Source organism: Nitrososphaera sp., assembly GCF_036397675.1.
Lineage (GTDB): Archaea > Thermoproteota > Nitrososphaeria > Nitrososphaerales > Nitrososphaeraceae > Nitrososphaera.
On record NZ_DASWIL010000027.1, the window covers coordinates 103,839 to 130,323 of the forward strand.

Sequence of the window (26,485 nt, forward strand, 5' to 3'; positions counted from 1 at the left end):
GCATTTTCTGTTGTCGTCAAGGCCGTACGCCAGAGGGACGCTGTGATGACGGAGATCAAGCTGACTTCTGACGAACTGAAACTAATATCACTTTTCTCGAGCGTGACTTCCGCAACCGCCCGGGATTGCATAGTCGACGAAAAGATGGACCGCGTAATTTTCGTCGTAAACAAGGGTCAGATGGGCCTTGCGATAGGCAAGGGCGGCGTCACCATAAAGCAGCTGCAGAGTGTCGTCGGGCGCAAGGTCGAGCTTGTAGAGTTTTCAGACAGCCCTGCAGAGTTTATCCGCAACATGCTTGGGGGCGACATTGTGAGCGACGTGCGCATGAGCGAGCGGATGGACGGCAGCCAGCAGGCCATAGTGACAGTCGATCCTAGGAAAAAGGGCGCAGTAGTCGGCAGGGAAGGTCGCAACGCCGAGAAGGCCAGGCTCCTTGCAAAGCGATACTTCAATATAACCAATGTTTTGATTACAAGTCCGGAACAGCAGCTAACAAACAGGGTGAATATGGATGGGTAAATCTCCACTAGGGTTATTCGCCGGCGGCGTGCTCAGAAGCAAGAAGAGCCGCGGCAGATGGGCAGACAAGTATTACAAGAGGCGCATGCTCATGCTCGACAAGAAGGCAAACCCCCTCGAGGGCGCGCCGCAGGCAAGGGGCATAGTGCTAGAAAAGGTAGGAATAGAGTCAAAGCAGCCAAACTCTGCCGTGCGCAAGTGCGTCAGGGTGCAGCTGATTAAAAACGGTAAGTCGGTCACAGCCTTTCTCCCGAGGGACGGTGCCCTCAACTTTGTCGACGAGCACGACGAGGTCATGGTTGAAGGCATCGGCGGCTCGATGGGTGGCGCAATGGGCGACATCCCCGGCGTCAGGTGGCAGGTATTCAAAGTAAACGGCGTTTCGCTCATAGAGCTGGTTTACGGCAGAAAGGAGAAGCCGAGAAGATGAGCGGAAAAGAGCAGGTAAACATCATGTTGTTCAACAAGTGGGAGACGAAGGAAATCGGTATCACGGACCCCGGACTAAAGACAGTGATCTCGCTAAAGCCGGCCGTGATCCCTAATACCTTTGGCAGGCACGAGCACCAGAGGCTGAAAAAGGCCGAGGTCAACATTGTCGAGCGCCTTGCAAACAAGATGATGCACTTTGGCAAGAAATATGCCAAGAACACCGGCAGGATGGGCGGCAAAAAAGCGCGCGCGCTCAACATGGTCCGGACCGCTTTCGACATCATTCACCTTGAGACGGGCAAGAATCCCGTGGAACTTCTCGTTCGCGCTATAGAAAACTCGTCGCCAAACGAAGACACCACACGCATAGTGTACGGTGGCGTCGTCTACCACGTGTCAGTCGACGTCGCTCCGTTGCGCAGGATCGACCTCGCGCTGCGCTTCATAGCAGAAGGCGTCAAGGAATCGGCTTACCGCAACCCGCAGACAGTCGAAGAGGCGCTGGCTAAGGAGATAATCCTTGCATCGAACAACGACATGGCGAGCCACGCCGTCAAGAAAAAGAACGAGCAAGAAAGAATCGCGATGGCTTCAAGGTAAGCCTCCCTTTTCCTTTTCTGAAATCGCAATCATGGTTTAAATATAGTCAGGAATTAGGTAAGCCTAATTGTGCCGCCTGGCGGGCGGTCCGGTGGTTTGCGATGAGAAAAATTGCTTTGGCGTTGGCCTTGATGACTGCCCTTGCGGTGCTTGCACCTTCGGTTGCCTCCGCCCAGACGGAGGACGCCCGCGCCCTCATCATCATCGTCAACATGGAAAGGATAAGGGCACAACTTTTGCTAACACAGCAGCAAGTCGACGCCGACGATTCGGAAAGCGCCTTTGCCCATGCATTCATCTCACACACGACGATATTCCCTGCAGTCAAGCCACAACTGCAGACAGTCGATAGCCAAAAGTCGACTCAGCTGGAATCGGCTCTTACAGACCTGTCCCTAAAGATAAAGTCCGGCGGGCTGTCGGCGCAAGAAACGCACGCTGAAATACAGAGGATCGAAGGGATGGTAGATGGCATACTTGCTATGCCGGCGCTTGCCGCAGACAAGGGCATGGCATCGCAGGCAGTGGTGTTCCTGCTGCGAGACGCAGTCCAGTCATATGAGCTGTCCGAGTCTGGCGCAAACTCTGTAGACTATGAGAGCGCGCAGGGGTTGGTGCAGGTGGCAAAATCGAAATATCGAGACATATCAGACTTCGTCGACGCTAGGCGCAGCGAGGAGATAAACTCGTTCATTGCAGAGCTCGACACCATTCTGGAGCAGAAGGCACCCTTGCAGGACTTTTCCCGCCTTGTGCAGGCAATAGAGCGCGACCTTTCTGAAGAACTGACGGTCAGCTCGGGCGCAACTGGCGGCCAGCACACGCAGTACTTTGCGACAATACGTACGCTCTTGGCGCAGGTAGTTGACTCGGTTAAGGCCGGTGACTACCGCGCCGCGGACCAGGCCGCAATTACGGCGTACCTTGACAACTATGAGTACCTGGAAGCGCCAATAGAGAAGCACGACCCAGAGCTGATGGTCACGATTGAATTAGAGATGCGCGAGGAACTCCGCAAGATGATAAAGGCCGGAAATTCGCCTGCAGCCATTGAAAATTTCCTAGACGGCATACTTGTGAAACTGGATGACGCCGAGGCAATACTTGACAGCGACCCCGAGCTGCAGGGAACAAGCGGATCTGCGCAGGCGGGCTTTGCAGACATCGAAGGCCTAAGTCAGGGCTTTGACACCTACCAGGGCGAGCGCTTGGAAAGGGGCGAGGCGGAAGACGCGGCCAAGGCCGCAGTTCGGGCTGACATAGACCAGATAAGGATCAAGCTGGACGAGACCCTGCGCCTGTACCAAGAGGGCAACAAAGACGGAGCACTGCTCACAGCGCGTTCCGCGTACCTGGACAGCTATGAAAATGTGGAGCTTCCGCTGAGACCAATCGATCCAGACTTTACGCTTGACATGGAAATCAAGTTTGCAGAACTTCGTAACCTGATGCAGGCAGGCGCGCCGTACGAGCAGGTGCTTGCGAAAACCGCCGAGATAAAGAACGGCCTTGACGAGTCAGAGCGCCTCGTATCCGGGACCGGCATAGTTGCTCCAACCATAGCCTTTTCCACGTCGTTTTCAATTATATTCCGCGAAGGACTGGAATCCGCGCTCATAATAGGCGCCATCCTCACCTACCTTGAGGCGTCGAGGAACGAGCGATTCAAGAAGCACGTCTATTACGGCATAGTCCTTGCGTTTGCCGGCACCGCCGCGACCTGGTTTGCCGCCGAATACATCATCGAGATCTCTGGCGCAGGCCGGGAGCTGATAGAGGCCATAGCCGGCATCTCTGCGGTCGCCGTGCTGTTCTGGGTCAGCTTCTGGATACTGAACAAGGTCGAGACCAAAAAGTGGATCGAGTTTGTCAAGGCCAAGGTGTGGAAGGCAACTACCACCGGGAGCGTCATGGTGTTTGTCATGCTCTCCTTCTTTACGGTCTACCGGGAAGGCTTTGAAACGGTGCTGTTCTACCAGGCCATGCTCTCGTTTGCAAAATACATGGAGTGGTACGTGGCGGCAGGCCTCATCTCGGGGCTTGCCGTCATAGTGGCGACCACGTTTCTGGTCCGCAAACTAGGCAGGAAACTTCCGCTGCGCGTGCTTTTCGGGCTCACGATGGGCATTGGCGCCTACATGTCAATCGCGTTCATGGGCAACGCCATCCGGGAGTTCCAGGAGGTCGGATACATACAGACGACGCACCTTATCGGAACGGTCCCAAGACTTGACATCAATCTGGCAACCATGACAGGCATCCACCCGACGCTGGAGACAATAATCGCGCAGGTGGTGCTCCTCGCCGTGTACCTGGCAGGGTCGATGTACGTGCTTGTGCTGAAGCCGAGGCGCCAGAGAATGGTAGAGTCCGCGAGGAAGTCCCGTGCGGACCTTGTGAGCAAGCAGGCCGACATCGATGTCGAAGACCACTAGCCCTTAAAAGCGTGAAAGGCGTATAGCCCGTAATGCAGGTAAGGAGCAAGCCCACGTTTGAGACGGTCCTTGTCATGCAGGGCGGGGGATCGCTTGGCGCCTACGAGTGCGGCGTTTACAAGGGGCTTGAAAAACGTGGCATAAAATTTGATATCGTTTCTGGCACGTCTATCGGCGCAATAAACGCCGGAATTATCGCAGGCTCCAAGAGCGACCAGCCTGCAAAGGACTTGGAAGACTTTTGGCTGCACATATCGGAAAGCATGACGCCAGCTGCGCTTTCGGACATGTTTCGCAGCATGACCGCCGCGACCTTTAGCGCGCTCTGGGGCAACGCAAACATGTTCCAGCCGCTCTGGAATCCAATGATTCTGCCGGCCAGCATGCCCTACCTATACGATCTCGGCCCGCTCAAAAAGACGCTTGCACAATACGTCGATTTTTCCAGACTATCGCCGGGCAACAGGCCGCGGCTGATAGTCACGTCGATCGACGTCAAGACGAGCGAGTCGGTGGTATTTGACAGCCAAGCGCAGCACATATCTGCAGACCACCTTGCTGGGTGCGCCGGCTTTCCGTTCTACGGCATTGCCTGGACGAAGGTAGATGGGCGTTACCTGTGGGACGGGAGCCTTATGAGCAACACGCCACTGAGGGAAGTCATTCATGCCTCGCCTAGTAACGACAAGCGCGTCTACATCGTCAACCTGTTCCCGTCGCGGCAGGACAAGCTGCCTGAGAACCTGCTCGATTCGCTCCACCGGGCGCGGGACATCATGTACAGCGATAAGACAGACCACAACATCAGGATGTCAAAGATAATCAAGCGCCACCTGAAGCTCTTGAACGAGATGCACGACATGCTTTCGAACGCCGAGCTAAACGGCGAGATGAAGGGCAGGTTACTGAAACTTGAAAAAGAATACCACAAGGTTGCCACTGTCAGGGGCGCGATAATAGAAGAGGTGGTAAAGATAGAACGCAAGGAAGACGTGCACTTTATGTTCGAAGACGCCGACTTTTCTGCCACGACGATCAAGAAGCTGATAAAACAGGGCGAGGAGGACGCAGAGCGGGCGCTTGGCGGGGCGCCCTAGTTCTTTATTGCACCCATCCTACCTGCGCGGTAATCCTCGATTGCCTGCTGTATCTCTTCAGGAGCATTCATGACAAACGGGCCGTACCTTGCGACCGGCTCGTTCAGCGGGACACCGCCAATCAAAAGAACGTCCATCGCAGTATTTGCAGCCATGGACACGCTGTCGCCGTCCCTGCCAAACACCACCACCTGACCCCTGCCTGCTTCCTTCCCACCAAACGCTCCTTGGCCTTCTACAACGTAGGCAAACACGTTATGATCGGATGGCACTGCCTGCTCGAACTTTGCGCCCTGCTTTAGCGTGACATGCAGGTACATTATCGGGGTTCTGGTGTCGATGACCGCTTTTGCGCCAAGCGATTCACCGGCTATGACGCGCACCTCGACGCTATCGTTCTGGGCGACCGGTATCATTGACGATGGCACCTCCTGATATCTTGGCTGCATCATCTTGTCGCGCCTTGGCAGGTTGACCCACAGCTGGAACCCGTGCAACTTGCCTCCAGCCTGTGCAAAGTCCTTTGCCGGCATCTCAGAATGCACGACGCCTGCGCCGGCGGTCATCCACTGAACGTCGCCGGGACCGAGCCGGCCTGCATGCCCACGCGAGTCCCTGTGCTCAAAACTGCCTTCAAGCAGGTAGGTGACAGTCTCAAAGCCCCTGTGCGGGTGGTCGGGTATCCCATGAAGCTCGCCTGGCGCAAAGTCCCTCGGACCCATCTCGTCGAGGAGTAGAAACGGGTCGAGCTCTCGCAGCGCTCCCGTGGGGAACGCCCTGTGCACCAGGACGCCTTCGCCCTCGAGCGTTTCCATACTGTTTACTATGCTTCTTGCCGATCTGTTCACGCAATAATGTGCCCGCCGGCGTATTTAAGGACAGTAGTAATAACTTACTAGCTCTGTTATTGGCACCTGACCTGATAAGCATGCGCTCACCTGATTTTCGCATTTTTCTGGCGAATATTGTGATATATTTTCAGCCGGAGTCTGAAAAAAAGAACGCTTATAAAAAAGGACTTGGCCTATACCAAGTCGAATATTGGCAAACACCTCTTTCAGGGTGCAGGCGCACAAGTTCAGCCAAGACAGCATACAGACAACCCTTGTATGTTCAAAGTGCGACGAGGTCTTTCAGAAAGAGTTCCCGCTTGACCTCGAAGGGCAGACGATAGAGTTCAAGTGCCCAGTGTGCGGCGCGCCCGGCGAAGCCGACCTTCCATACAAGAGCGCGGAGGAGCGCGAGGAGCTCGAAGAAGACTTTGAAGAGGCAGAAGAAGAGGACTCGGGCGAAGAGTTCGAGGAAGAATATTAGCCCTTTTTGAGCCTGCCAAGCTGCGCAAGCAACGCTGCCAACTGTATTTCTGGGTGCGCGCCCGAAGCAAGGCGGTAGTCGTACTCTGCCATAAGTGCGGCAAACTCGCCGGGGTTTTCAAGCTTTAAGTCGTACGCTTCCTGGTTTGCGTACTTTAGAAAATCAATCTCTGACATGCCGTACACCTGCGTCAGCTCCAGCAACTTTATCCGGGCGTCGTTGAACTTGCCGGCGAGCGCCAACTTCAATATTTCTCCGACCTTGGACCTGCCCGAAATCCCGATGGCAGCGTTCACGTTTGTCATGTTGACAGTGCCCATGCCAGCCGCGGCCTGCATCACGTTTATCGAGTGGCGCAGGTCGCCTCTCGTCGATTCGTATATTTGCTCGAGGGCCTTTTCTTCGAACTTTATCTTCTCCTTGCCGGATATCATCTTCAGATGCTCGATGACGTCTCCCTTTGGCAGGCGCGTGAACCTGAAAACGACGCACCTGCTCTGTATTGGACCAATGATCTGCGAAAGGTAGTTGCAAACTATGATAAAGCGCGTAGTCCGCGCGCTGTCTTCTATAATCCTGCGCAGCGCGGTCTGCGCCTCCTGCGTCATCTCGTCTGCCTCGTCGAGTATGATTATCTTGGGCTTGTCAAAATCCTTGTCAGTTGCCAGTTTCACTGATGCTGCGAATTCCTTGACGCGCTCGCGCACCATCTTTATCCCGCGCTCGTCAGACGCGTTCAGCTCGAGCGTGTTCTTGCGCCATTCGTCTCCAAGAATCTCCCTTGCGATGCAAAGCGCCGCCGTCGTCTTGCCGACGCCTGCAGGCCCGGAAAAGAGCATGTGCGGTATGTCTGGGCTTCTGACAAGGTTGGTGATGCCCGTTATGATGTCTTTCTGGTCGACTATCTCCTCAAGTTTCCTTGGGCGGTACTTTTCCGTCCACATGAGGCTGGCAAGGTCGCTCTTTTTTGACAAACGTCATTTTGACGACTGCCAACGAATTAATAGATTGCTGTCACGCTCAAAGCTAGCTCGAGCTAGCTGAGAGCTTAGCTAAAGCTGCCCTGAGAAAAGATATAACTGAATAATTGCCTTTACAATTTAACTGAAATGGCCGATGCTACTTCTGAGCCCAAGATACAAGCTATACAGGACATCTACCGCATCAACTACGTGAACGAGGAGGTGCGCATCTCTTACAAAAAGGACGTCAGGCTGACGGTCGGGAGCGTGGGAGTAGACGCCAAAGAAGGCGATATGTCTTCGATCCCGCGCTGGCTTGCCAAGATGCTCGAAAAAGAGGGCGCGGTAGAGATACAACAGAACGACACCGCGGCCCACATCTCGCGCACGCTGAACCGCGAGCGGATATCGAGGCCCCACGACCTGTCAGGCATCGACATCGACTTTTACGTCAGGGTGAACGACTACCTAGAAGGACTCAAGGACCGCGAGCGCGCCAGCCTCGTTGTGTCATTGAACACGTTCGTGGCGTCAAGGCTGGGCAAGATCGTGAAACTGGCGGGAGCGTCGCCGCTTTCTGGTGAGCTTGAAGGCAAGCTTGCGGCAGAAGAGCGCGAACTGTATCACGTTATCCACGACGCTTCCGTGAAATTCAAGAAGGGGGTGCTGAATTCTGACTGAGCAGCAGGCCACGACGGCGGCGTACGCGGACAAGCTGAAGGAATTCTTGCAGGCGTTCAGAGACAAGGACGGCAAATACCGATACTTTGATCGGATAAACGACATGATGGCGCAAAACACCCAGTCGCTTTCCGTCGACTATATCGACTTTGACACGTACAACCCAGACCTGGCCAAGATGCTCACACACAAGCCCGACGGGATGCTCGCCGCGTTCGACGAGGCCGCGCTCTCTATCTTGCGGGAGATCCACCCTGATTATGAGCAAGAAATCCGCGACAAGATAAGGGTTAGGATAGGCAACTACACGGTCTCCAAAGGGCTTCGCGACATAAACGCCGACCTCATCGATAAACTTGTGAGCGTGTCCGGCATGGTCGTCCGCTCGTCGGAGGTCAAGCCGCTTGCAAAGAAGGTGACGTACAAGTGCACTAACTGCGGCGCGCCCACCGAATCTATGCTTAAAGGACTCGTCATGAAAAAGCCCACGAAGTGCTCCGCATGCGGCGAGAAGGAGCTGGAGATGGACCCGGAGAACAGCATATTCGTCGATTTCCAGATGGTGCGCCTTCAGGAACTCCCAGAGGACCTGCCGGCCGGGCAGTTGCCGCACTATATGGAAGTCACCGTCATAGGCGACCTGGTGGACCAGTGCCGGCCCGGCGACAGGGTGATGCTAACCGGCATAGTCAGGATTGAAGCCGAGCAACTTGCACCGCAGGTCAAGACAAGCCTGTTCCGGCTCCGCATGGAAGGCAACAACATCGAGTACCTGGGGGGCAGGGCCGGGAGCAAGGACACCCGCTCAGTCGAGCGTGTCGCGATAAGCACGGAAGATGAAAGGCAGATCCGCACCATTGCGAGCAAGCCGGACGCCTACGAGAAGCTGGTCGCTTCTTTTGCGCCTCACATATACGGGCAGGAAGTGATAAAAGAATCCATTCTGCTTTTGATAGTAGGCTCTGTCACAAAGAAGTTAGGAGACGGCTCGGCGCGCAGGGGCGACATCAACGTTTTGCTTGTTGGAGACCCAGGAACTGCCAAATCCGAAATGCTGAAATTTGCTGCAAAAATCGCGCCGCGCGGGTTATACACTTCTGGCCGCGGCTCGACGGCCGCAGGCCTGACTGCCGCAGTCCTCCGCGACAAGTCTGGGATAATGATGCTTGAAGCAGGTGCAGTCGTGCTTGGCGATCAGGGTCTCGTCTGCATCGACGAATTTGACAAGATAAAGCCAGAGGATCGCTCGGCGCTCCACGAGGTCATGGAACAGCAGACCTGCTCGGTGGCAAAGGGCGGCATAGTCGCAACATTGAACGCGAGAACGTCCATACTCTCGGCAGCAAACCCGATGTACGGCAAGTACGACCCGTACAAGAACATCACCGAGAACGTGAACCTGCCGGTCCCGCTCCTGACCAGGTTCGACTTGATATTCATCGTTCGCGACATCCCAGAGAAGGACAGGGACAATCTGATTGCAAGCCACATACTGGAGATCCACAGGGATATCGAGCACGCCGCCAAGCCGGTCATAGAAATTGACCTGTTTTCAAAGTACCTGACCTTCGCCAAGAGGGGTGAGCCGGCGCTCACAACCGAGGCCATCGACATCATCCGCAGCTACTACATGGACATGAGAAAGGTCGATTCGGAGGGAATGATAACAGTCACGCCAAGGCAGCTTGAAGGCCTGGTGAGGCTTGCCACTGCCCGCGCCAGGCTATTGCTGAAGGAGAACGTGGACGCCGACGACGCCAACAGGGCGATATACCTTGTCGACCAGATGCTAAAGACAGCGGGAGTCGACGTCAACACGGGCAAGATGGACGTGGGTGTCTTGTACGGCAAGCCGCAGAGCGAGGTGAGCAAGCAAAAGCTATTCATGGAAGTGTTCAACGGTCTTTCGGGCACCGACAACAGTGAGGTTGAGGAAAAGAACTTGGTGGCAGAGCTTGCCAAGACGGGCCGGTTCTCCGAAGAAGAAGCCCGAGTTCAGATAAACAGGTTCTCCCGCGAAGGCAGGATATACGAGAGAAGGCCCGGCTTCTGGGCCAAGGCCTAGGCTTGCTTGTCTTTACAAAGGTGGCAGAAGCGCAGTCTGGCCTCGCCTTCAAGGAAGCATGCTGCAGGTCTAGTCGCTCTTTCCGGAATTGCAGGACGGGCAGGTAAAATGCGGCTTTATCCGCAAAGGCTCGTGGCTTGCCGGGACTGCCCGTAGCTGGGCCAGCCCGCAGCAAATAGCGCTCCAGCCCAACGCCAGCTCGACTGCGATAGCGCACGAGCTGACGCACCTTCTGCAGGGAAACGGCGTGCCGCACAGCGAAAAGGTCTGCGACATATGAGCAGTTTCCAGACTTGCTGCAGAAATGGTCGACGAGCAGCCATATTACATCCTGCGCCACAAAGAATCGGTGAGGCGGTTGTGCGTCCAGGCAATAGAGGTGCGCAGGACAGAAGTGCCTATGTCAAGTGGCTGTCAGGGCAGTTACGGCAATTAAGATAATACCGGGCGTATCTGATAACATCAAGGCCGCATGGAACAGGACATCACGGTTGGCGCCATACTATCAAGCCTTGGTTATGATTCGCTGTACCCGCCGCAGGAAAAGGCGATAACGGCAGGCATACTTGCAGGCAAGAGCGTGCTTGTCACGACGCCGACTGCAAGCGGCAAGACCCTGATAGCCATGATGGCAATCGCAAAGACATTGCAGAAGGGGCAAAAGGCCGTTTACCTGACGCCGCTTCGCGCCCTTGCGAGCGAAAAGGCGCAGGATCTGAAGGCGCTTGAGGGCATAGACCTTGGCACGGGCCACAAGCCGAAGGTGAGCGTGTCAACGGGCGATTACGACTCTGCGGGCAAGGAGCTTGCATTTTCCGACGTTATCGTGCTTACCAACGAAAAGATGGATACGCTGTTCCGCCACGGAGCAGAGTGGCTCGGCGACGTGGGGCTGTTCGTGTCAGACGAAGTGCACCTGCTGGGTGACAGGGAGCGGGGGCCGACGCTTGAAATGATGCTCACGCGCATCAGGAAGCTATATCCCGCTTCGCAGCTACTCGCGCTTTCAGCGACTGTCTCTAACGCCGACGAGATAGCCGACTGGCTCTCGTGCGGGCTCGTCGAGAGCAGCTGGCGTCCCACAAAGCTGGTCGAAGGCGTCTACGAGTACGGCTCGGTCAGGATGGGCGACAGCCGGACGTTTCGGGTGGAGCAGGGAGTCACACCCGCGGTAGATTTAGCAATCGACTCACTCGACGGGGGCGGGCAGGCGCTGATATTTGCAGAAACAAGAAAGCGCGCCGCGTCCCTGGCGGCAAAGGCGGCGGAGGGAGTGTACAAACGCCTCGACAAGGTTGCAAAGGAGCAGGCTGCAAAGGCGTCGGCAGAGATACTTGACAGGGGCGACGATGCAGAGCTCACGCGCACGCTAGCGCAGCTGGTGGCCAAGGGTGTTGCCTTCCACCATGCCGGCCTCGGGCCGTCGAGCAGGCAGATAGTGGAAGATTCGTTCAAGCAAGGCGTGGTGAAACTGCTGACTGCGACGCCGACCCTGGCAGCGGGCGTCAACCTTCCCGCAAGGCGCGTGGTTGTCGCAAGCATACTCCGCTACGACGCCGGCTACGGCGGCACCGTCCCGATAAGCGTCATGGAGTACAAGCAATTGTGCGGCCGGGCCGGCCGGCCCAAATACGACACTGCCGGCGAGGCCATAATAGTTGCCGAGTCGTCTGTCTCTGGAGACGAGCTTTACGACCACTACGTGCTCGGCACGCCAGAGCCCTTGAGGTCGCAGCTCGCAAGCGACAGGGCGGTGAGGTTCCACCTGCTTTCCACCATAGCATCGATGCCTGGGATGAAAAAGCCGGAGATAATGTCCGTGTTTGCAAGCACGCTCTTTGCCCGGCAGTTCCGCCGGGCCACGGTCGAGTTCAAGGTCGAGTCCGCGCTCGAATATTTAGAGCTGGAAGAGCTCGTCAAGAAAAAGAGCGACCGGTACGTCGCCACCGAGTTTGGCAAGAAAACCTCGCTCCTGTACGTCGACCCGCAGACTGCAGTCGCGTTCCGCGATGCGCTTGGCAAGATAGACAAGGGCCGGCGCAGGCACACTCTTGGCTTTATCCACCTGCTTACAACGAGCCCGGACTTTTATCCTGTGCTTTCGCTGCGCAAGAAGGACTATGACGAGGTCGGTCTCCTCTTGCAGGAAAGGCGGGACGAACTGCTGTACGAGGTGAGCGAGTACGACTGCTCGCGGAGCTTCTGGGCGCTCGCGGAATGGGTGGAGGAGACAGGCGATCGGCCTATGGGAGACAGACTGGGCGTCGAGCCGGGAGACATACACAGGATGGTCGAGACCGGCCAGTGGCTCGCGCATGCGATGTACGAGGTGGCCAAACTAACGGGTAGGGAAGACTTGCTTGCGGAACTTGCCGGAATGCGCACCCGCATACGCTACGGCATAAAGGAAGAGTTGATGCCGCTGGTCGCGCTCGAGGGCGTGGGCAGGGTGCGCGCAAGGGCGCTGTATCTGGCAGGCTTTGCCAGCGTTTCTGCGATAGCCAAGGCGCCGCAGGCAAAGCTGGCGTCGGTGCCCAAGATAGGAGCTGCCTTCGCAGAAAAACTAAAAGTGCAGCTTGAGGCAAGGAGGCAGGCGCAGTGACCGAAGGTTACGAAGTCCTCGCGTACGGGGTAGTCGTCTCTGCAATTTCGTTTCTTGCCGTGTATTTCCTGACGCCTGCGGCGATAAGGTCGCTTGTTGCAAGGGGGAGCGTGGTGCAGGACTACCACAAGCCCGGCAAGCCGCCGGTGCCCCGCCCCGGTGGGCCGGTGCTGATGGCAGGGATAGCGGCTGCCGAGCTAGTGCTCTTTGCGTTCACGATGAACTATGGTGTCCTTGCCATCCTTTCGGCAACTGCGATAGCGTTCGCGGTAGGTTACGTCGACGACAGGCGCGTCATGCCCGGCTGGTTCAAGCCGGCCGCGCTTTTGCTGGCTGCAATACCGATAATTGCGTTCAACGCGCACGGCAGCCACCTGAACCTGGTGTTCGGAAGCACCTTCATACCGCTGCTCTACATCCCGCTCATATTCGTGATAATGCCGGTCGCCGGCAACACGTTAAACTCCATCGACATCCTGAACGGCGTGGCAAGCGGCGTTTTGGCCATAGCATGCGTGCCGCTCCTTGCGGCAAGTGCGATATTTGGCAACATCTACGTGTTTCTTGCCGGCCTGCCGCTGCTCTTTGCCGCACTTGCGTTCTTCAAGTACCACAAGTACCCGAGCAGGATCTTCCCAGGCGACTCTGGCACGCTGCTCCTTGGAGCCATGTACGGCTCGCTGGCGATCGCAGGCAAGGCCGAGGTAATAGGCGTGGTCGCCCTCCTGCCTGCGGTCATAAACTCGTTTCTGTTCCTCTCAAGCGTCAAGCGCCTTGCCGAGCACAGGCAGGTCAAGGCCCGGCCTGTCGCAATCCTCGACGACTTTCGGCTCGCTGCATCGAAGGATAGGGCCGCCCCGGCGACGCTTGTCAGACTGATACTTGCAGACGGGCCGCTCTCGGAAGAAGCGGTGGCACAAAAGATATTCCGGCTTGCAATATTTTCCGCGTTGCTAGCCTTTGCTACAATTATCTTGCAGTACTATTTCCTGGTGGTGAGGTGAGTCTGGCACTAAAGCTCTTTATCACCGGAATGTGGGCCATGTTGCTTGCGATCGCCGCATTTCTCGTGCTGGTCGTGGCGCCCGTCGAAGGCATGAGGGGGGAGATCCCGAGGATATTCGTTTCATTGATCCAGGCGGTAATAGCCATCGCGGCGGTGGTGCTCTTTGTGTTTGCGCTCAGCCGCTTAAAGCGAGCCTACGTGAACAGAAAACTACCGTCAAACTAGAGCCGGAATTCATAACTATTAATATACACCTTAGCGGATGCCCAATTAGCACGTAAATACATGTTGGCAAAAACAGGCCTTGTGGTGGCGCTGGTGGTTGGTCTCGTTGGCGCAGGAGTGGTTGGCGATCTCCCTGCAAGCGCGCAGATGAACAACGAGAAGCAGGTCGTAAACCAATCAGGCAGCGGCTCCGGCAAAGGGATATTGATAAACGAGGTGGAGATGAATCCGCCGGGAAGGGACACCGGCAGAGAATGGGTCGAGCTGTACAACCCCACTTCATCCGGTATCATCATCGGCAACTTTGCCATCCAGACCTCATTTCAGCGGTCCACAATCACGATACCCGCCGACATCGTGATAGGGGCCGGCCAGTTTTACGTCGTCAAGGTTGAAGGCGAAAGGTTCGCAAACATCGTAGAGATGCTAGCGCTTGTCAACCCGGCTGGCGAGACGGTGGACAAGACCCCGTGGCTTCCAGACAAACTCAACGACGCCCTGACATGGCAGAGGATGCCCGACGGCTCCAGCACGTGGCGGTTTATTGCAGCAACCCCGGGCGGGCCAAACGACCCTGCCAGCTACCAAAAGGTCTCCGAGAGGAGCCTAGCCTCAGCCGGGACTTCAGCAGCGGTAGCGCCGAAGTGCCTCGGCTTGGCACTTTGCATCAAAGGCAAGGTGATCAGGATGGTGGACACCGACACGCTCTACGTCAAAGCCGGCAAGGAGACCTACAAGGTGGACCTCTCGCTTACAAAGGTCTCAAGGAGCGACAGAACCTACGAGAACGGCTCCACGATCACAAAGCGCCTTTGCCTTGGAAGCGACGTGCTGGTGGACCAGGACGACAGGTCGGTAAGGGGCAAGGGCAAGAACATAGTTGCCGTAGTCTATTGTTCGTCGCACAACCTCAACCAGGAGCTACTCGACAGCGGGTTTGTTGGCCTTAACTACCGGCAGTGCTTCGTAAGCGAGTTTGCCGGCCAGGGCTGGGCGATGCGACACGGTTGCAAGTGATATATTTTTCGCCAATTTTATGATAATTGCACTGTTCCATCACTCTTGGGTAATATTGAAACTGCCTAGAGAAATTGTTTGAAAACCTTATATCGTAACCTCCTTTAGAACGTGGCATGAAGCGTATAGAGGCAATAATCGCCAGTGAAAAGATAGACGCCGTCAACGAGGCGCTCAAGGGTGCAGGCGTAGGTGGCGCCACGATTCTCGACGCAAAGGGCAGGGGTAGGGGCGACAAGCCGCGCGTTGCAGGCGGCAGGGGAACCTCGTCACACGTGGCAGAGTTTTCGACTAGGGCTTGCGTTATCACCGTGGTTAACGACGGCGACGTTGACAAGATTGTCAAGGCCATAGTGGACGCCGCAAGCACGGGGGCGGCCGGCGACGGCAAAGTCTTCATCTCATCAGTCGGCGAGGCAGTCGACATCGGCTCCAAGAAGCGCAGCCAGACCAGCCTGGTCTGAGCCTACTTTTTAAAGAACTTTCTTGTCTCTCCCAGCGCAAGCACTTGCGCCGGCGCAATCTTGACAACCACCGGCAGTTCGCAGACCGCCCTGCCTATCGCAAGGCACTGCCTCTGGGGGAGCGTCCTCACTATAGACCGCACCGTGTCACTGTCTACAAGCGACACCCTTGATATCTTGTCAAGGTCAGAGTCGTTCGTAAAGTTGAAGAGGAATATGTTGTCCACCTGACGATAGATGCCGTCGCTGATTGCGTCGGGCTGGTTTGTCACAAACGTCGTGTAGACTCCAAAGTGCCTCATCCTCGTCACGATGTCCTCCCAGTACGTCTCCCTGATGTAGAGGTGGGCCTCCTCTGCGACTAGGAATATGGGCGGTATTGCTTTGCGTTCAAGCAGGTCGACTATCTTGCTAATGACGAGCTCGACAGTCATGCGCCTGACAGTTCCAGATACTTCGCCCATGTTGATTATCATAGCCGCCCCGTGGCCTTTCATAGCCTCCTCGAACTTGAAGCCGCCGGCGTCGGCGAAAAGCCGTGACGACTGGATTACGTGGTATCTCGACACGAGCGCGTCGCGCACGAGCTCGTTTATGTTCCACGTGTTCACGGCGTTGCCTATCGCCTCTATGTTGAGCGTACGCTTGTTTTCAAGCCAGTCCCAGATCCGGAAAAACTCGCGCATTGATGCTGTGGGCATGTCAAGAGCGTTTTTCAACATCCCGGCCACCGCGGCTTTGCCGCAATAGTCAAGCGAAAACTGCAGCGCCTTGCCGGGCTCGAGCACCGTCACCCTGTCATGCACCGGCGACGGCGTGCCGTCGCGGTTCCACCGCAGGCCGCCGTACTCGTTGTTCAGATCAAAAACGACCACGAACGCGCCGTGCTGCACGAGCGTCTTGACCAGCAGCTTCGACAAGTGAGATTTTCCTGACTCTTTCTTGCCGGTTATTATCGTCAGCTTGCCGTCAAGGTCCTCCGCAAATATCTCGAAATCCTCGTCGCCGGCCCGCCCGAGAGGTATAGGGTACACGCCTGTCCTGCCGAGAAGCCCGTCAAGTTCCTTCATGGCAAGCTTCCTGACCTTTGACTCGACCCTGGAAGGGAGCCACGTCACGTCGCTTGTAAGCCTGCCGTCTGTCACGGCGGCGCGGATCTTGGCCTTGAATATCCTTGCGTCCCTGACAAGCCTCGACAGGCTGCCTATGTTGAGTGGGTCGTGCAGGTTCTCGGCGCTGGAGGCGTTGACCACCTCCTCCTTGACGATGTCTTCTATCAGGGACTGTGACGACAGATATTCTTCATCGTACACCTGCACCACCATGCTCTTGCCCCTGTCCTCTATCAGCATATAGTCTCCCTTTACCGCGCTGTCGTCCTTCATCGCCAGCAGCAAAAGTTCGTTGCCGCTCTTTGAAAGGATCTTCATACCATTATCGACCCCAGAAGCGTCCTGCGGATGTCGTCTGCGGCAAGCTCCGTCACGCCGTAGCTGTTCAACACATGGCAACGCAGGCACGTCACCTCGGTGCTGGTAAAAGTCGAGATGTGGTGCGCAAGCCTGAGCGTCTCGGGGTAGCCGTGAGCTATCGGGTCGTTGCCGAGAAGCCTGCCAAGCGCCCTGTCCGTATCGCCCACGACGTCGATCCTGAGCACGGGCGTGTTGCTTCCAAGCCTCGCCATCAAGTTGTTCCCAACCGTGCCTTTGACCAGGCTCTTGATTATTATGTCAACTTCCAGGTAGGCCGGCCCGGGCACGTTTACCAGCGGCGTTGCAGCTCTTTCCAGCACCTTGAGCTTGGTGTGTTTGCTGATGCCGGCAAGGTGGTTCCTGTAAAGCACGCAGTTTTCGGCAATCTTTCCTATGCTCCTTTCCCTGTCCTCGAACACCGACGCCCGCAGCGAGCCGTCGACCAGGATTATCGAGTTGCGTAGGTGACCCGCAAGCTCGAATTGTATCGCCCTCTCGGCCCTCACCCTTATCAGCCGCCTTGCCACGTCGCCGTCCGCTATTACTAACCGGGCAAGCCTGTCGTCAAGCTCTGAATCATAGATAGTGCTCTCGCTCAGATAGAACAGCATGGGGCCTATCTTGAAGTGCATGAGGGCCGCCCCGTCGTAAGCCATTGCGACCCCGCACTTTATCGCGTATAGCCCGCCCTCTTCCGTCTCTGCCAGCTTGATGCTGCTAGAGTCTATGGCTGCTACCATCGTGTTCTCTCTTATCGGCCTGATGGTGGTTACCGTCGCGCATGACTGGCACTTTGTGCCCCACCCGTCGACAGGCACGAGGCTCTTGTCGTCAGAGCTGAACATTATCTTCTTGCCCCTTAATTCCTCTAGTTTGGGGGCGAGGCACTTGCTCACCGATTCCAGAATGCCGAAATCTCCTAGGCTTATGCTTGCAGGCGGATTTAGTTGCGTGGCCATGTTGGTCAACAAGATATGCGGGCACAATTATATTAATATTGTGCAACATGCACAATATGGCCAGCAACAAGTTTATCAATAGCTTTGCAAACCGATTGCCTGTGGGCGAGGCTCTGCCCCTGGACGAGGTCAAGATACGGCTCAAGCACGGCGAGTGGGAGGTCGAGATAACCTGCCTAGAGAGCAAGGTCAAGCAGGTCGTCGAGACAGTCCTGTCAAGCCTCGATTCTGCAAAAATAGCCGACCCGGCAATCAGGGCGCAGATGGACGAGCTTTGGCGCGAGATTGAGGCGCTCAAGGCAAGATCGGTCGAGGCCCGGCCGATTGCGGCAGAGCAAAAGCTAGTCAAGGGCGGCATGACCTGCAGAGGGTTGCTTGGAAACCTTTGGGCGGAAGGCTATTTTGCGACAGAAAGATCGCTAGCAGATGTGCACGAAGATCTGTCAAGGCGGGGCTACAACTACGACAGGACTGCAGTATCGCATTCTCTGACGGACATGGTGCGGGAAAACATCATGACCCGGAACGGAACGATGCGGAACTACCGCTACATACAGAAGAGGCCTCCAAGCGACGTTATGGCCGGCTAGACTTTTTCTCTACTATTGAATTGAGCCAGTTGATGCCCGCCGTCGTTATCCTGTACTTGCCCGGCTCCTTTTCGTCTCGTGCGACATAGCCAGCCTTTACCATTTCAGAAATCCTGGAACTAATAGACTTGGGGTTGAGCGCGGTTGCTGACTGGATTTCAGACACTTGCATTGCGTCGTCCTCGGCCTTGCCGGTGTCCCTTCCAATCCTTGCAGCGACAAGCTGCAGCGCGACCATGTCCTTGTCAGACAACCTCACGCCAGAGTCCGGTATCACGCGGAGCCCTTCGGGCGTTATCTTGACCAGACTTGCGTACTTTTCAATGAGTTCCGCTGCGTCGTAGTTGAGCGATATCTTTCTTGCAAGGTCCATAGAGGGCACCTGCTTTGCGAGGAAGTTGAACACGGATGCCATCACCGACTCGGCCGTCCCGGAAAACTGCACCTTGACGTCGCCGACAGTCACCTGGACGCTTACGTTTTCAGTTCCGCTCAATTTGTTCTAACACTCAGCCCGGCCTATATATTGAATTCGCTCTTTGCTTTCCTGCGCCTCCACCTGTACAGCGCGCACGTGCCGGCAATGAGCGCGCCTGAAAGCGCTATGCTGCCTGCGTTGAAGAGGGCGTCCTGCTCTATTGCAGTGCACGAAAACTCGCCTGTCCCGCACCCGGCCGCAAAAAATATGCCGTTCCACGCCGAGTGTACGGTGACTGCAAACCAGCCCTTGCCTGACGCCCACGTCCTGAGGCTGAAAAACAGCGACGGCACCACGAACAGCCAGTTGCCAAAGGCAAGGCTTGCAAGCTCGATGCTTGGCGTGTTGAATATGTGGAGAGCCGCCCAAAGCGCGCCGGTGACAATTACTGCGTGCGAGCTGTTGAACACGTAGAACGGTATGCCAAAGAATATCGTCTCTTCGATGGGACCGGCCACCAGCACGGTTATGAGGGAGCGGGGCACCGACGGCTCCTCGTAACCGGGCACCAGCTGCTCGACGACTGCGGTCCCGGCAAGAAGTAGGCCGATGCCCATTCCGTGGTAAAAGAACAGCATCTTGGTGATGTAGCCGATAGAGTTCCTGCGGTACCCGGTCAACCACGAGCGGGGATTAAAGTCCGCCCTCTCGTCTGAAAACCTGGCTGGCACGGCCGGGAGAGCGGAGCTTGAGCTAAAGAACGTTTCTGGCTACATCCAGTCTTCCCATGCCGCCACGTAGTTCTGCAAAAGATGAACGGCACTGGACGAACGGGCGTCTTTGATTATCTGCGATATGCAGCTGATAAACAGCCCGAGCGGGCTTGGGACTTTTTCAAGCGCCATGATGTCCCGCTCGCACTCATCTGCTATCTTCTCTACTTCTTTGAGGTAGACGACAGAAATGGCGTCAATTATCGCCTTTGCATCTGCCCCGGGCACAGACGCGCCGGCAAGCTGCCGGGCGAGGTTTTTTGAATTTACGGCAAGCGACTCTGTGTAATGGTCTCTGACCGGCTTGGGCCCGCGGCTCATTTTGACAGCTTACCCAGCTTCTCTTTCAGCATGGCGTTTATCTTCTGGCCGTCGGCCCTGCCCCTGAGCACCGCCATGCTCCTGCCCATGAGCGTGCTCAGCGCGCCCATGCCTTTTTCCCTTATGACTGCCATGTTGTCTGCTATCACCCTGTCAAGCGCTGCGCTCAGTTCGTCGTTGCTTATTGAAGAAACACCAAGCGCCCTTATCGCTTCGTCGACGTCGGCGGCCTCTTTTCTCATCAACTTTTCAAAAATGAGCACGACCGACTCTTTGGCTATCGAGCCCGCGTCAAGTTTTTTGAAAATATTGACGATGGCGTCGTCAGAAAGAACTGACGGATCAAGTCCCTGCCTCTGCAGGCTGGTGACATCCTCGGTGAGCTTTGACGCGACAAAGGTAGGGTGCACCTTTGTGCTATTTACTAGCTCTTCAAACACGGCCAAGTAGTCCGAGTCAAATATTTGGCTTGCAAGTTTCTTATTGAGGCTGTATTTTGAAGCTATGCCGTCCACCACCTCGTCCCACGGCCTAGGCACGCTGCCCGCAAGTGATTCCAGTGTTTCACTGGTAACCGGTATAGTGGGTATGTCCGTCTCTGGGTACATCCTTGCCGCGCCCGGCCGGGGCCTGCTAAAGACCGTCTTGCCGTCAATGGTTGTAGCCCTCGTCTCAGCCGGCACGCCTGAAAGCGCGGCCTGTAGCCGGCGGACTATGGCTTCCGTCGCGTAGCCGACCCTGTCTTCAGGACCGCCGATTATCACAAACGCGTCGTCCTTTCGCAAATCTAGCCTGCTCTTGACGGCGTCAACCTCCTCCTGCGTGATGCCATAGTCTGGAAGCTCGTCCGAGTGGAACACACCGCCAAGGTCGTAGAACCTGACAAGCTCGCCCAGCTCCCTGCCAAGCCTGATGCCGGGATAGGGCTCAAAGCCAAGCATGCCGGCAAAGCCAGGAACCCTGATGGCCCGGAATACCGGGCTTGCGCCTGACATTATTCTTTTCACGACCTCTGACTGCGACTTGCTCATGGCACCGGTAACGTCCTCTATCCTGTCGCCGACCAATTTTTCATCTGCGCCTTTTTCCTTCAGCTTCCCTGCGATGACTGCGAGCCCGTGCTGCCTGGCTGTCTCATGCTCTACCACCTTGACAAGCTGGTCGAGCTGTTGGACGCCTTTGACTTCGACAACTGCCCCGCCCATGACAGACACGTTGACGTCCTGCCTGATGCTGCCAAGGCCCCTTGCCACCCTCTTGCTTGCCCGCAGAAGCCTGCCGAGAGTGAGCGCTACCTGCATTATTTCTTCAGGTTTTCCAGTCACCGGCTCCAGTGCGATTTCCACCAGCGGCACGCCGAGCCTGTCCAGGCCGTACCTCCGTGCGCCATTTCCTTCGCCCAAGACTTTCGAGGCATCCTCTTCAAGGCAAATGCTCTGCACTCCCACCTTCTTACCTGCGACTTCCAGGTGGCCGCCGGTTGCGACCAGCATAGTGCGCTGGAACCCGCTCGTGTTGGAGCCGTCGATGACTATCTTGCGCATGACATGAATCTCGTCCATTATCTTTGAATTGAGGGCAAGCGAGAACGCGAGCGCCGTCTCAAGGGCCTCCGTGTTTACCTCGTGCGGCGGCTCCTCGTCGGCTTCTACCAGGCAGCTGGTCCCTGCCGCCGCGTGGTATTCAAAAGCGCGCATTTTGGAAAACTCGAACATCGCCGCGGGGTCGTACGCCCCAAGCTCGCTCTGGGTGGGGCGCAGCCTACGCATGAAAATCTTGTCATATTCGTCGGCTTCTTTGCAGCTGCAGTTGCAGAACAGCTTGCTTGACGCGGCAAGCTGCTGGTGGATCTCAAAGCCAACTTTCAGGTCTAGCATTTTCGGATCGGGCAGCGCCACGTAGAGAAAACGATTCCTGCAAGTATTAAGCCTTGCCCGCTAGAGCGGTATCGCAGAGGAGATTTCGCCGGCGAGGTTTTCCTGCATCACTTTCTTTGCCTCGTCCACACTTGAGGTGTTTGCAAGCGCCCACATGGCCTTGGCAGTCGCAGACTCGGATATCGTGTCAGATAATGGAATGACGCCTATGTCCAAAAGGTCGCGGCCCGTGTCGTAAACAGTCATGCTCACCCGCCCCCAGATGCACTGCGAAGTCATGCACACCATCATGCCGGCGCCGACGGCTTTTTTCAGAACCGAAAAGCAGTCCTTGTTGACGTGCCCCAGGCCCGTGCCTTCAAGGATTATGCCCCTGTAGCCGGCTTTAGCCGCGTGCTCTATGAGCGCGGGGTCAAAGCCGGGGTGATACTTCAGTAGAATGACTCTGCTGTCAAAGCCTGTCCTTGCGTCAAGCTTGCGCTCGCCCCTTTTTGCGAGCTCTATTCCGCTGTCCTGCATCTTGACCCTGCCTTCCTTTACGAGTGCGACCAGCGTCACGTCAATCGACTCAAAGGCGTCGCGCCTGCTCGTATGGTTCTTTCTCACGCGGGTCCCGACGTGCACCGCTACCACGTCGTCAGATGTTCCCTTGTGCATAGCGACGAACACGCCTGCAACCGGCGCGTTTGCGGCAAAGGCCGTGGCGCCTAGCAGATTGAGCGCGGCGTCAGAAGATGGCCTGTCAGAAGAGCGCTGGGCGCCGACGAGCACGACCGGGACGGGCAGGCTCTGCAGGGCAAAGCTGAGCGCGGCCGCAGTGTAGTGCATCGTGTCGGTGCCGTGCGAAACTACTATTCCATCGTACTTGCCGGTATTGATTTTCTCTGCAACCCTTTCAGCGATCGCCGTCCAGTGCTCGGGCCTGAGGTTCTCGCTGTACTCGTTCATGAGGACCTCTGGATCGATGGACGCAATGTTCGCAAGCTCGGGCACGGACGCGTACAACTCAGACGCCGAAAGCGCGGCCCTGACACCCCCGGTCCTGTAGTCTATCTTGCTTGCTATAGTCCCTCCCGTGCTGATGAGCGCGACCCTTGACAGGCCCGCGCTTTCTGCCGCCGCCGGCGCGCCTGCAGTTGCGGCCTTTGCCGGCCCTGCCAGCTTTTCAACCGACCTGACCTTTGAAATTTCTATGCCGGTGTTGTAGCCGCTTTTGAGCTTGATTACGATGTAACCCTCGCTTGCCGACTCGTAGCGGGGCATGAGGACTCCGGACATCTCACCCCCCATTGTTTTCACAAGCACGGTGTCGCCCACAGACACGCCATATTTTGACAAAAGCTCGAGGCCCGCACCCCTGTACCCGCCGCTGTCCATCGCCGTTCCAGATTGCACGGACGTATTAATAAATTGGCCCGGCTCAGGACTTTTCGGTTATCTCGATGTTCCTGTCTTCTAAGATCTTCAGGATGGCGCGCTCGATGTCCTTGATCGTTATGTGCCCAAAGTCCCACGCATCGATAAAGTCGCGGAACTCCTCCTCCAGTTCCTTTGCGGTGTATTGGAACTCGGCCATCTTGGCAAGCGTGTCCGGCGACCTGTAGCCCTTGGCGACCATTATTGGGCAGCGCTGGTCGCCCCCGATCGGGATGTACCACGCGTTTTTGGCAAACTCGTACCGGCCGTCCGCTATCATGTTGAACATGCGCATCAGCTCGTCATTTGAGAGCTTGGTCATGTCCGCAAACCACGGCTCGTCGGTCCTGCCCGGCACACCAGAAATAGCGCACAAGTTAGAGATATACCTTATCCATGCATGCTCTGGCGCCTCGCGGACATCTTCACCCGTTCGACACCGTTTATTTGCTCGATGATTTTTGCGGCAGGCGCCGGCACCAGCTCCTGCCAATCCTCGCCTGCTGTCATCCGGTGCCTTGCTTCTGACGCGGACATCTTTTCCTTGTCGAGCAGCGGGGCCTGGACGGTCCTGGCGCCGCTTTCCTGGAACAGGTGTAGCGTGAAGGGGTCGTTTGCAAAAACCACGTCGTATTTCGGTACGAGCATGTCGACCTGCCGTGTCCACAGCGAGTGCACGTCGATGTCAGGGACAGGGATTATCAGGATCTTTTTGGCGTCGATTTCACTGTCGGCGTCAAGCGACGCCTTTATCATGGAGACGCGCTCGCCGGCGGTAAACGGGTTCCTAGGCTCGTGGCTCTTTTGAGCACTACCGACTACAATCACAAGCGTGTCGACTGACTTTAGCGCGAACTTGACCGTGGCAAGGTGCCCGAAGTGGAACGGCTGGAACCTGCCGACAAAGAGCCCTGTTGTCAACTTTTGCATGTTGCACTGGCGCTAATTTAAAGCAATTTTGGCCTAACATATAAGAACGCATGGCACCTGCTAATGCAAAGATGTTCAGGATTGACGGCTCTCAGGGCGAGGGCGGCGGCCAGATACTTCGCACCGCAGTGTCGCTGTCGGCTATCACGGGCAAGCCCGTAGAGATAACAAACATCCGCTCAAAGAGGCCCAACCCGGGATTGCGGCCATCGCACCTTACCGCGGTAAAGGTCTTGGCAGACCTTTTCGGCGCAAAGGTTGAGAACCTCAAGGTGGGGGCCGACTGGGTGCGCTTTGAGCCCTCGAGCAGGTTTGAAGGGGCAACCGCAAAGGTGGACATCGGCACCGCCGGCAGCATCCCGCTCACCCTCATGGCAGTGGTGCCGGCAGTCTCGCTTTCCGGCAATGAACTGGAAATAGAGATAACGGGCGGGACCGACGTCAAAGCGAGCCCGACCATAGACTATGTCAGGTTTGTCGTGGCGGAAATTTTCAGGAGCATCGGGATAAAGTTCTCTGTCGACGTGGTAAAGCGCGGATACTACCCCAAAGGTGGCGGCATCGTCAAAGCGACGATAAAAGCGTGCAGGTCGCCGGCGGCGTCCGAATTTTTGAACGGCAGGTACGTCGAGCCCAAGATAACGAGCGTCTGCAGCGAGCTTCCAAGGCACGTTGCAGAGCGGCAGATAGCGTCCGCGCTGGTCTCGCTTGAAAAGGCAGGGATAAAGTGCAGCAACTATTCCGCGTCGTACGAGACCGCACTCTCGCCCGGCACGTCGATTCTCCTCTACTCTGTTTCCGACTTTGGAGGACCGTACATCGGCGGTGATTCTATTGGCGAGATTGGAAAGCGCGCTGAAGCAGTCGGACGGGAGGCGGCAGACAGGTTCACAGAAAGCGCGCTTGCAGGCACTGCCGTTGATCCGTTCCTTGCTGACATGCTGGTGCTGCCGCTCTGCCTTGCAAAAGGCAGATCGATATACAAAACTGCGAGGGTGACCGGACACCTGCGCACCAACCTCGCCGTCGCGGGCGCAGTGACCGGGTGCAGGTCTGACGTAAAGCCTGCAGAGAACGGGCACTTGGTAACGATAGAGACCTAGAAGCGGGTAATACGAAAATTTACACGTGTAATGTTAGAATTGCCATAACATTAGCCCCATCTTGCCGCTATGAACCTTTTCGACCTTCAAGCTTTTTCTTTTTCTCTAAATGCCGCCGCTGTCAAGAAGCGCCGCCAGTAGGAGTATTGCTATCGACAGCCCGACCATCATCCTGCCAAGGTGGATTATCTTTGACCTGACAGACTGGACATAGACGCTACCTGCGTTGCCGGACAATATCCTGCGCTCCATGTCGGAGTTGAGTATCTTTATGTGCACGGCGTACGCGCCGACGGTCGCAAGCACCAAGATCATCTTTATCAAGAGAATCACGCCGTAGGTGGATTCTGTGAGCGCGCCGGGGTCAGCTGCAAACGCCCTTGCGTTGTATATGCCGGTCGCCATCAGAATGCCAAAAGCCGGCACCGTGACTTTGTTGAACTGCCTGCCTATCCTGACCATCATGCCGACGCGCTCGTCAAGCGACTGGACATGGACCCGGAGCACCGGAACTGCGACTGCCGCGATGAATATCGATCCACCGACCCATATTGAGGAGCAGATGAGGTGGACCCATGTCACGAGACCGTCGGCAACGGGCATCGCAAGTCCCACGCCACCGCACTATATTATCAGTGCTGCAGAAAGGTTTTAATGAACTCAGCTAAAAGTTACTTTCGTGCTGATAGGCCCGCGCAGAGCCATCCTGATTGGAGCGATAGCCGCGATCGCGCTGACCATAATTTTGGTTCCTCTGATATTCCAGTTGACTGCCCCACGGTTTGATCTGGTCGTGGTAAGGCTGTCAGACGTGACGGTCACGCGGGTAGAAGAAGGGCACATGGAACTGAGGCCGGTGATCACTATAGACAACCCGACGGACCAGACGATCACGACATCCCGAATTGACTACGAGCTGATTGCAGACGGCGTTTCACTTGGTAACCACACCATATCGTTTGAGGACATCCCACTGAACGGCAGACCTGCGATATTCGCGCAGGGTTCCGTGCCCATCGCGCAGGATGTGGGGCACCCATTTGTGCTGGAGTTTGACGACGACATTGCCGACGTTTACGCCAAGATTCAAGACAGCCCAGACACGGTCAAGTGGAGCGCGAGAGGCGAGGCCCTGATCGAGTCTACACTCGTACAGGAAAGAGTCGTGTTCGAACAGAGGACCTAGTTGCACTGCATTGCAATA

The 26,485-nt window shown here is 56.3% G+C and carries 30 protein-coding genes; 18 read left to right on the forward strand and 12 right to left on the reverse strand.

All coding sequences use genetic code 11. The features are described 5' to 3' along the window. Positions 1-45: 45 nt before the first annotated feature. The 5 genes from VGA14_RS06220 (at position 46) to VGA14_RS06240 (ending at position 5,086) form a co-directional block, all read left to right on the forward strand. Entirely contained in the window at positions 46-522 is a 477-nt protein-coding gene (locus VGA14_RS06220) for a NusA-like transcription termination signal-binding factor (RefSeq protein ID WP_331002885.1), read from the forward strand. Beyond that, the gene (locus VGA14_RS06225) at positions 515-952 is read left to right on the forward strand and encodes a 30S ribosomal protein S12 (protein WP_331002886.1); all 438 of its coding nucleotides are present in this window, start codon (positions 515-517) and stop codon (positions 950-952) included. The genes VGA14_RS06220 and VGA14_RS06225 overlap by 8 nt, the downstream gene beginning before the upstream one ends. Further along, complete coding sequence (locus VGA14_RS06230; protein ID WP_331002887.1) at positions 949-1,554, forward strand: 30S ribosomal protein S7; 606 nt, start codon at positions 949-951, stop codon at positions 1,552-1,554. The genes VGA14_RS06225 and VGA14_RS06230 overlap by 4 nt, the downstream gene beginning before the upstream one ends. 131 nt (positions 1,555-1,685) lie before the next feature. Further along, positions 1,686-3,989 carry an FTR1 family iron permease gene (locus VGA14_RS06235; protein WP_331002888.1) on the forward strand — a complete coding sequence of 768 codons (2,304 nt, stop codon included), beginning with the start codon at positions 1,686-1,688 and terminating at the stop codon, positions 3,987-3,989. 32 nt (positions 3,990-4,021) lie between these two features. Then, on the forward strand, positions 4,022-5,086 hold the full coding sequence (locus tag VGA14_RS06240) for a patatin-like phospholipase family protein (RefSeq protein WP_331002889.1): 1,065 nt from the start codon (positions 4,022-4,024) through the stop codon (positions 5,084-5,086). On the opposite strand, the gene VGA14_RS06245 is transcribed toward VGA14_RS06240, so the two are convergent. After that, positions 5,083-5,901: a pirin family protein gene (locus tag VGA14_RS06245; RefSeq protein WP_349257145.1), complete on the reverse strand. Its 819-nt coding sequence runs from the start codon at positions 5,899-5,901 to the stop codon at positions 5,083-5,085. The two genes, VGA14_RS06240 and VGA14_RS06245, sit on opposite strands and share 4 nt — an antisense overlap. A gap of 226 nt (positions 5,902-6,127) precedes the next feature. Between VGA14_RS06245 and VGA14_RS06250 the strand changes: the two genes are divergently transcribed. Next, entirely contained in the window at positions 6,128-6,400 is a 273-nt protein-coding gene (locus tag VGA14_RS06250) for a hypothetical protein (protein WP_331002891.1), read from the forward strand. On the opposite strand, the gene VGA14_RS06255 is transcribed toward VGA14_RS06250, so the two are convergent. After that, positions 6,397-7,344, reverse strand: a complete 948-nt coding sequence (locus VGA14_RS06255; RefSeq protein ID WP_349257146.1) for a replication factor C small subunit — start codon at positions 7,342-7,344, stop codon at positions 6,397-6,399. The genes VGA14_RS06250 and VGA14_RS06255 overlap by 4 nt on opposite strands. A 165-nt stretch (positions 7,345-7,509) precedes the next feature. Between VGA14_RS06255 and VGA14_RS06260 the strand changes: the two genes are divergently transcribed. The 9 genes from VGA14_RS06260 (at position 7,510) to VGA14_RS06300 (ending at position 15,422) form a co-directional block, all read left to right on the forward strand. After that, positions 7,510-8,043, forward strand: coding sequence for a hypothetical protein (locus tag VGA14_RS06260; protein WP_331002893.1), 534 nt, complete (start codon positions 7,510-7,512; stop codon positions 8,041-8,043). Further along, on the forward strand, positions 8,036-10,108 hold the full coding sequence (locus VGA14_RS06265) for a minichromosome maintenance protein MCM (RefSeq protein ID WP_349257147.1): 2,073 nt from the start codon (positions 8,036-8,038) through the stop codon (positions 10,106-10,108). Before VGA14_RS06260 ends, VGA14_RS06265 begins: the two co-directional genes overlap by 8 nt. A gap of 88 nt (positions 10,109-10,196) precedes the next feature. Next, entirely contained in the window at positions 10,197-10,388 is a 192-nt protein-coding gene (locus VGA14_RS06270) for a hypothetical protein (RefSeq protein ID WP_331002894.1), read from the forward strand. A gap of 24 nt (positions 10,389-10,412) precedes the next feature. Further along, entirely contained in the window at positions 10,413-10,544 is a 132-nt protein-coding gene (locus VGA14_RS06275; RefSeq protein WP_331002895.1) for a hypothetical protein, read from the forward strand. Between the two features lie 36 nt (positions 10,545-10,580). Then, on the forward strand, positions 10,581-12,710 hold the full coding sequence (locus tag VGA14_RS06280) for a DEAD/DEAH box helicase (RefSeq protein WP_331002896.1): 2,130 nt from the start codon (positions 10,581-10,583) through the stop codon (positions 12,708-12,710). Then, the gene (locus VGA14_RS06285) at positions 12,707-13,714 is read left to right on the forward strand and encodes a UDP-N-acetylglucosamine-1-phosphate transferase (protein WP_331002897.1); all 1,008 of its coding nucleotides are present in this window, start codon (positions 12,707-12,709) and stop codon (positions 13,712-13,714) included. Before VGA14_RS06280 ends, VGA14_RS06285 begins: the two co-directional genes overlap by 4 nt. Then, the gene (locus tag VGA14_RS06290) at positions 13,711-13,941 is read left to right on the forward strand and encodes a hypothetical protein (protein ID WP_331002898.1); all 231 of its coding nucleotides are present in this window, start codon (positions 13,711-13,713) and stop codon (positions 13,939-13,941) included. Before VGA14_RS06285 ends, VGA14_RS06290 begins: the two co-directional genes overlap by 4 nt. A 60-nt stretch (positions 13,942-14,001) precedes the next feature. Then, complete coding sequence (locus VGA14_RS06295; RefSeq protein ID WP_331002899.1) at positions 14,002-14,958, forward strand: lamin tail domain-containing protein; 957 nt, start codon at positions 14,002-14,004, stop codon at positions 14,956-14,958. A gap of 116 nt (positions 14,959-15,074) precedes the next feature. Continuing rightward, positions 15,075-15,422 (forward strand): P-II family nitrogen regulator, encoded by a 348-nt coding sequence (locus VGA14_RS06300; protein ID WP_331002900.1) that lies wholly within the window; start codon positions 15,075-15,077, stop codon positions 15,420-15,422. A 2-nt stretch (positions 15,423-15,424) separates the two neighbouring features. On the opposite strand, the gene VGA14_RS06305 is transcribed toward VGA14_RS06300, so the two are convergent. Next, on the reverse strand, positions 15,425-16,852 hold the full coding sequence (locus tag VGA14_RS06305; RefSeq protein WP_331002901.1) for an ATP-binding protein: 1,428 nt from the start codon (positions 16,850-16,852) through the stop codon (positions 15,425-15,427). Then, positions 16,849-17,853 (reverse strand): DNA double-strand break repair nuclease NurA, encoded by a 1,005-nt coding sequence (locus VGA14_RS06310; RefSeq protein ID WP_331002902.1) that lies wholly within the window; start codon positions 17,851-17,853, stop codon positions 16,849-16,851. The genes VGA14_RS06305 and VGA14_RS06310 overlap by 4 nt, the downstream gene beginning before the upstream one ends. Before the next feature lie 56 nt (positions 17,854-17,909). On the opposite strand from VGA14_RS06310, the gene VGA14_RS06315 reads away from it, so the two are divergent. Further along, entirely contained in the window at positions 17,910-18,443 is a 534-nt protein-coding gene (locus tag VGA14_RS06315) for a hypothetical protein (protein ID WP_331002903.1), read from the forward strand. Here the strand turns inward: VGA14_RS06315 and VGA14_RS06320 are convergent. Genes VGA14_RS06320 through VGA14_RS06350 form a run of 7 tightly spaced genes read right to left on the reverse strand, consistent with a single transcriptional unit; the run spans position 18,430 to position 24,169 of the window. Next, positions 18,430-18,939 carry a hypothetical protein gene (locus VGA14_RS06320; RefSeq protein WP_331002904.1) on the reverse strand — a complete coding sequence of 170 codons (510 nt, stop codon included), beginning with the start codon at positions 18,937-18,939 and terminating at the stop codon, positions 18,430-18,432. The genes VGA14_RS06315 and VGA14_RS06320 overlap by 14 nt on opposite strands. A gap of 23 nt (positions 18,940-18,962) precedes the next feature. Beyond that, entirely contained in the window at positions 18,963-19,592 is a 630-nt protein-coding gene (locus VGA14_RS06325) for a CPBP family intramembrane glutamic endopeptidase (RefSeq protein ID WP_331002905.1), read from the reverse strand. Between the two features lie 39 nt (positions 19,593-19,631). Next, complete coding sequence (locus VGA14_RS06330; RefSeq protein WP_331002906.1) at positions 19,632-19,955, reverse strand: hypothetical protein; 324 nt, start codon at positions 19,953-19,955, stop codon at positions 19,632-19,634. Continuing rightward, the gene (gatE, locus tag VGA14_RS06335; protein WP_331002907.1) at positions 19,952-21,853 is read right to left on the reverse strand and encodes a Glu-tRNA(Gln) amidotransferase subunit GatE; all 1,902 of its coding nucleotides are present in this window, start codon (positions 21,851-21,853) and stop codon (positions 19,952-19,954) included. Before gatE ends, VGA14_RS06330 begins: the two co-directional genes overlap by 4 nt. Before the next feature lie 39 nt (positions 21,854-21,892). Then, complete coding sequence (gene gatD / locus VGA14_RS06340; RefSeq protein WP_331002908.1) at positions 21,893-23,209, reverse strand: Glu-tRNA(Gln) amidotransferase subunit GatD; 1,317 nt, start codon at positions 23,207-23,209, stop codon at positions 21,893-21,895. Positions 23,210-23,252: 43 nt separating this feature from the next. Beyond that, positions 23,253-23,606, reverse strand: a complete 354-nt coding sequence (locus tag VGA14_RS06345; protein ID WP_331002909.1) for a hypothetical protein — start codon at positions 23,604-23,606, stop codon at positions 23,253-23,255. 32 nt (positions 23,607-23,638) lie between these two features. Then, positions 23,639-24,169: a nicotinamide-nucleotide adenylyltransferase gene (locus tag VGA14_RS06350; RefSeq protein WP_331002910.1), complete on the reverse strand. Its 531-nt coding sequence runs from the start codon at positions 24,167-24,169 to the stop codon at positions 23,639-23,641. Between the two features lie 80 nt (positions 24,170-24,249). On the opposite strand from VGA14_RS06350, the gene rtcA reads away from it, so the two are divergent. Beyond that, positions 24,250-25,281, forward strand: coding sequence for an RNA 3'-terminal phosphate cyclase (gene rtcA, locus VGA14_RS06355; RefSeq protein ID WP_331002911.1), 1,032 nt, complete (start codon positions 24,250-24,252; stop codon positions 25,279-25,281). 105 nt (positions 25,282-25,386) lie between these two features. Here the strand turns inward: rtcA and VGA14_RS06360 are convergent, their stop codons facing one another. Continuing rightward, positions 25,387-25,884 (reverse strand): CopD family protein, encoded by a 498-nt coding sequence (locus VGA14_RS06360; protein ID WP_331002912.1) that lies wholly within the window; start codon positions 25,882-25,884, stop codon positions 25,387-25,389. A 76-nt stretch (positions 25,885-25,960) separates the two neighbouring features. Between VGA14_RS06360 and VGA14_RS06365 the strand changes: the two genes are divergently transcribed. Continuing rightward, positions 25,961-26,467, forward strand: a complete 507-nt coding sequence (locus VGA14_RS06365) for a hypothetical protein (protein ID WP_331002913.1) — start codon at positions 25,961-25,963, stop codon at positions 26,465-26,467. The last annotated feature ends 18 nt before the right edge of the window (positions 26,468-26,485 follow it).